We start from the raw sequence: 5,136 nt of genomic DNA on the forward strand, positions 1-5,136 counted from the left end.
CCTTCAGGGGCGTTTTCTAATGAGGCAGAGCGGTTGACTGGGAGTGCTTTGGCTATGGTGAATTTTACAAGTTGGGAACAGGTAGTAGAAAAGGGCTTACATCAGACTCTCGATGAATTGCAGGTCACCCTGATTAAAATTGGACAGAGGGTATTTGAAACCTATGTCTTATTACCCTCAGAAATTAAAAGCCTGGGCGAGATTGATTCCGTCCGACTTGCCCAAGCTCAACAACAGCAGTGATTTCTAAAAGGGTTAAACCTGTGGTTGCCTAGGAGTTTTTTAGCAAACCATGCGATTGTACATTTTTCATCGAACAAGTTACCGTTATCCAAGTCCGGTTACTCAAAGCTACAACGAATTAAGGCTGCATCCTCTTACCAACAATTGGCAGAAGTGTATATCTTCAACGCTATCTATTTTGCCGATCTGTCGCCCGAAAAGCTATTTGGATTTAAATGGTAATATTGTACAATTCTTCGAACTCGCCGAGGAACATCAAAAATTGACGATTGAGGTACGTTCAGATGTCGAAACTATTCTCCATGTGAATTTTGAGGAATTTCCTTATGGGGTAAATTTGTCAACTTTGGCCAAAATGGAAAGGGTTCCTGAATACAGAGATTATTTACAGACCTCTACTTTTGTGGAGATTAATCCAGAGATCTGGCGCACCGCTGTTGATATTCAAGCAAACTCTAGTGATGTTTTTGAAACCGCCTATCAAGTGATGGGTTTCATTTATCAGAACTTTGAATATTCAAAAAGTACAACAACGGTAGAGACCCACGCTAATGAAGTGCTTAAAATTCGCCGTGGTGTCTGTCAGGATTTTGTGCATGCCGCTCTCGCTCTATGCCGCTGCCTGGGTATTCCCGCTCGCTATGTGAGCGGATACTTTTTCGATTCAACTAGGGATCGTCAGATGCGTGGAGCGGAAGCTTCGCACGCCTGGCTCGAGGTAATGGTTGAAGGACATGGCTGGTTTGGATTGGATCCAACCAACAACCGGGTGGTTGATGATACTTATGTTATTTTGGGAACGGGTAGGGACTATCGGGATGTTGCACCGGTCACCGGTTCCTATTTTGGGCCTAGGCCCAGTGAATTCGAGGTCGTGGTCCGGGTAAAGCAGGTGGATGATTAAAGCCTGAAATCAGAGGATCGGTTGGCCAATGGGATCGAGTTGATAAGTTTGTGGGTATAACTTGATTTTGGATTTCGATAGAGATCTTCGGCTAACCCGTTCTCTACTATTTTCCCATTCTGCATTACCGAAATTTCATCGGACATAAACTTGACCACGCCCAAGTCGTGAGAAATGAAAAGGTAGGTCAGGTTGCGAGAGGCTTGAAGAGACCGTAGCAAATTGAGAACCTGCGCCTGAACAGATACATCCATGGCACTGACGCATTCATCACAAACAATAAATTCTGGTTCAGTGGTCAATGCTCGGGCAACACAAATCCTTTGCCTTTGTCCTCCAGAGAATTCATGGGGATATCGGTGTAAATATTCCTCTCCCAGACCCACTTCTTCAAGAAGTTTGACCACACGATCGATACGGTCCTTACGGGACTTCCCAAGGCCATGTACCTTCATGGGTTCAAGCAGGGCTTGCTCCACAGTAAGGCGGGGATTTAATGAAGCATAGGGATCTTGAAAAATAATCTGCATAGATTTGCAAAACCTTGTGCGATCCTGAATATTTTCTAATGAAATTGTATTTCCCTGGTAAAGAATTTTTCCTGAATTCGCTTTGGTCAACTGGAGGATAGATCTGCCCAAAGTAGTTTTCCCAGAACCTGACTCTCCGACCAGACCATGGGTCGATCCTTTACGAATGATAAGGCTCGCTCCATCAACTGCCCGGACAGGACCATCTTCGGTAGGGAATTCAACCACCAAGTCTTGAACTTCAAGCAGAGTTTCTTGGGAATCTAAATTTAGGGATGGGGATTCCAGTTTTTTAAGGGCCTGACCTTTCCCCGTTTTTGGATTCATGAAATCATCCACCGTGGGCAAACGGACCGGGTTACTTTCTAATGTTGGTCTACAAGCGATCAGGGCTTTGACATAGGAGTGTTGAGGGTTGGAGAAAATCGAGCGCGTATCATTTTGCTCAACTACTTTCCCGCGGTACATCACCACGACACGATCAGCCAGTTCAGCGACAAGGCCCAGGTCATGACTAACAAAAAGAACACTCACTCCCAAGTCGGTGCACAATTCTTTAAGAATGTTCAGGACCTTGGCCTGAACCGTTACATCAAGGGCGGTGGTGGGTTCGTCTGCAAGTAATAGGGAGGGCTGGGTCACCAAGGCCATGGCAATCATTGCTCTTTGTCGCATACCCCCGGAAAATTCGTGCGGGTAGGCGTGGGGGTGATCTACCACACGTTGAACGCCTACCCGGGCAAGCATTTCACAAGCCTGCTTTCTGGCATCCTTCGGACTGGCCATTCCATGAATAACCAGAGGTTCTGCAACTTGATCAAGTACAGACAGGTATGGATTCAAGCAACTCATCGGATCTTGAAAGATCATAGAAATTTCTTTTCCACGAATGCCTCGTATCTTTTCAGCGTGTTGCCTGAGGAGATCTTTTCCTGACCATTCGATCTTTCCCGCCTCTATGCGTGCGGGTGGCGAGGGGAGAAGTTGTAGGATGGAGTTACAAGTTACGGACTTACCTGAACCTGATTCGCCGACCAATCCAATAATTTCTCCTGGCTTGATTGAAAGATCAACCCCATCGACGGCGTGGACAATTCCTTCGCGGGTGTGAAAGGATACCTTTAAGTTTTGAATGTCTAAATTTCCCATTGTCTTAATCTTTGGAGGATTTTGGATCGAGGGCATCACGCAGACCATCCCCTAAAAAATTAAGGGCAAATAAAGACAGACAGAAAAACATTCCTGGGAAAAAGAGCAGCCAGGGAGCAGCATCCATTTTCTCTGCACCTTCCTTGATCAGGCTACCCCATGAGCTCATTGGAGCCTGTACACCAAGACCAAGAAAACTCAGCACCGCTTCCAAGAGCATAACCGCGGGCACGGTTAGGGTGGCATAAATGATGATCGGACCAATCAAGTTTGGAAGGATGTGGCGAAAAAGGATACGACCATGGGAATAGCCCAAGGCCCGTGCAGCTTCTACAAATTCAGAGCGTTTTAAATTCATGGTTTGTGCCCGGGTGATGCGAGCCATGGTTAGCCATTCCACAGCACCAATTGCGAGAAAAAGTAAGAGGAAGTTACGACCGAACATGACCATTAGTAAAATCACAAAAATGGTAAAAGGTAGGGCATAAAGCACATCTACTGCACGCATCATCCATGCATCTACCCGACCACCAGTATAGCCCGAAAACATTCCATAACTCACCCCAATAACTAGTGATACCAGGGTGGCTAGTAGTCCAACAGCCAAAGAAATTCTACCCCCATAAGTGGTACGGGCAAAGAGATCGCGCCCAAGGTTGTCCGTGCCAAAAATATGATCTTTACCTGGGCCTTCAAACACGCGATCGAGATTCTGCTGATCGTAAGCGTAAGGAGATATCGAAGGCCCAATGAAGGATACTGTAGTAATGCCGATTAAAATGAATAAGCTAATCATGGCCATGCGGTTTGCCCGTAAGCGTAACCAGGCGTCTCTTCCTAGAGAGGATGACTTTTCGACACTCATTGTGCTTGTCGGGCTTTTGGATCAAGCCAAGCCTGAAGTAAGTCGACCAATAAGTTGAGAAGTATAATCAAGGCGGCATAGAAAAGTACGGTTCCCAAGACCATGGTGTAGTCCCTGTTGAAAGCTGCGGTAACAAAGAATTTACCCAGGCCAGGTATAAAAAATATACTCTCTATGATAAAGGATCCGCTAATCAACCCGGCAAAAGCGGGTCCTAAATAAGTCACCACCGGTAAAAGCCCTCCCCTTAAGGCATGCCTAGTTACAACCTGCCAAGGATTTGCTCCTTTGGCACGAGCTGTACGAACATAATCTTGCTGTAAAGTTTCAAGCATGCCTGCTCGGGTCAGGCGGGCAACATAGGCTGCATAGAAAAGACCAAGAGTGAAGGAAGGAAGTACCCAGTCTGCTGGACCATACCATCCAAGTGGTGGAAAGAGACCGAGTTGAGTGGAGAAAATGTAAATCAGCAAAGGTCCAAGTACAAAGGTTGGTAAGCAGATCCCCGCCATAGACAAACTCATGGGCAGGTAATCCAACCAGGTATTTTTTCGCAGAGCGGCAATAATTCCAGCAGGTATTCCGATAAGCAAGGCGATCGACAAAGACAAAACGCCCAGTGTCAGGGAAACCGGAAAGGCGGTAGCGATCAATTCAGAGACTTCCCAACCCGGATATTTAAATGATGGCCCAAGATCGCCTCGCAAAAGGTTTTTTAAATAGAGCAGGTACTGATCAAACAATGGACGATCGAGCCCAAAATGACTTTCCAGTTTTACTTTGATCTCTTGAGGAATTGCCTTTTCTGTATCAAACGGACCACCCGGAGCATATCGGGTCATAAAAAAGGTAAGAGTGGCAATGACCCAAAGAGTGGGGACGGCTTGCAACACCCGGGAGAAAACAAACTTTTTCACGGGGCTTCCTCCTTTTGCAAGTAAATATATTTATAAGGATGGTGATCCAGTAGGGTGGGGTACCATCCGCGCACTGTGGGGTGTCGCAGAGTTAGATGAACATAAAAGTAGAGAGGCAGGACGGGGAAATCATTTGCTAATAAATCTTCACATATCTGAAAGTTTTCCCATCGTTCTTTCTCGGAATTCGATGTTTCCCCAAGTTTCAGGGCTTTGTCGTAGGATGCATTTGCCCAGCCGGTCATATTGAGTCCTTCACCCGACCGCCACATATGGAGAAAAGTATGTGGATCGACATAATCTCCAATCCATCCTGCTCGAGCCAATGAAAATTCACCTTTTGAAATAGTGGAGAGAAAAACTTTCCATTCCATATTGAATAATCGAATTTCTACTCCAAGGGCTTCATTCCACATGCCGTGCAGGGCTTCGGCAACCTTCTTGTGCCCCTCTGATGTGTTGTAAGTTAATTCAATAGGAGGTAGTCGCTCCAATCCTTTTTCTGATAAATAGGAATCGAGCAAACGC

Annotated in this window: 6 protein-coding genes; 2 read left to right on the forward strand and 4 right to left on the reverse strand. The window is 46.0% G+C overall.

What is annotated here, in order from left to right:
- Together ACKPQ4_RS08805 and ACKPQ4_RS08810 are read left to right on the forward strand one after the other, a co-directional pair.
- The coding region (locus tag ACKPQ4_RS08805; protein ID WP_407680815.1) for an alpha-E domain-containing protein at positions 1-243 on the forward strand (243 nt) is incomplete at its 5' end.
- Between the two features lie 49 nt (positions 244-292).
- Positions 293-1,147: a transglutaminase family protein gene (locus ACKPQ4_RS08810; RefSeq protein WP_407680816.1), complete on the forward strand. Its 855-nt coding sequence runs from the start codon at positions 293-295 to the stop codon at positions 1,145-1,147.
- On the opposite strand, the gene ACKPQ4_RS08815 is transcribed toward ACKPQ4_RS08810, so the two are convergent.
- The 4 genes from ACKPQ4_RS08815 to ACKPQ4_RS08830 all read right to left on the reverse strand — a co-directional run.
- On the reverse strand, positions 1,144-2,826 hold the full coding sequence (locus tag ACKPQ4_RS08815; RefSeq protein ID WP_407680817.1) for an ABC transporter ATP-binding protein: 1,683 nt from the start codon (positions 2,824-2,826) through the stop codon (positions 1,144-1,146). The two genes, ACKPQ4_RS08810 and ACKPQ4_RS08815, sit on opposite strands and share 4 nt — an antisense overlap.
- A gap of 4 nt (positions 2,827-2,830) precedes the next feature.
- On the reverse strand, positions 2,831-3,691 hold the full coding sequence (locus ACKPQ4_RS08820; RefSeq protein ID WP_407680818.1) for an ABC transporter permease: 861 nt from the start codon (positions 3,689-3,691) through the stop codon (positions 2,831-2,833).
- Entirely contained in the window at positions 3,688-4,608 is a 921-nt protein-coding gene (locus tag ACKPQ4_RS08825; protein ID WP_407680819.1) for an ABC transporter permease, read from the reverse strand. The genes ACKPQ4_RS08820 and ACKPQ4_RS08825 overlap by 4 nt, the downstream gene beginning before the upstream one ends.
- The coding region (locus tag ACKPQ4_RS08830) for an ABC transporter substrate-binding protein (protein WP_407680820.1) at positions 4,605-5,136 on the reverse strand (532 nt) is incomplete at its 5' end. The genes ACKPQ4_RS08830 and ACKPQ4_RS08825, both read right to left, overlap by 4 nt.

The sequence above is a fragment of the Candidatus Chordibacter forsetii genome (assembly GCF_964187505.1).
Lineage (GTDB): Bacteria > Verrucomicrobiota > Verrucomicrobiia > Opitutales > Seribacteraceae > Chordibacter > Chordibacter forsetii.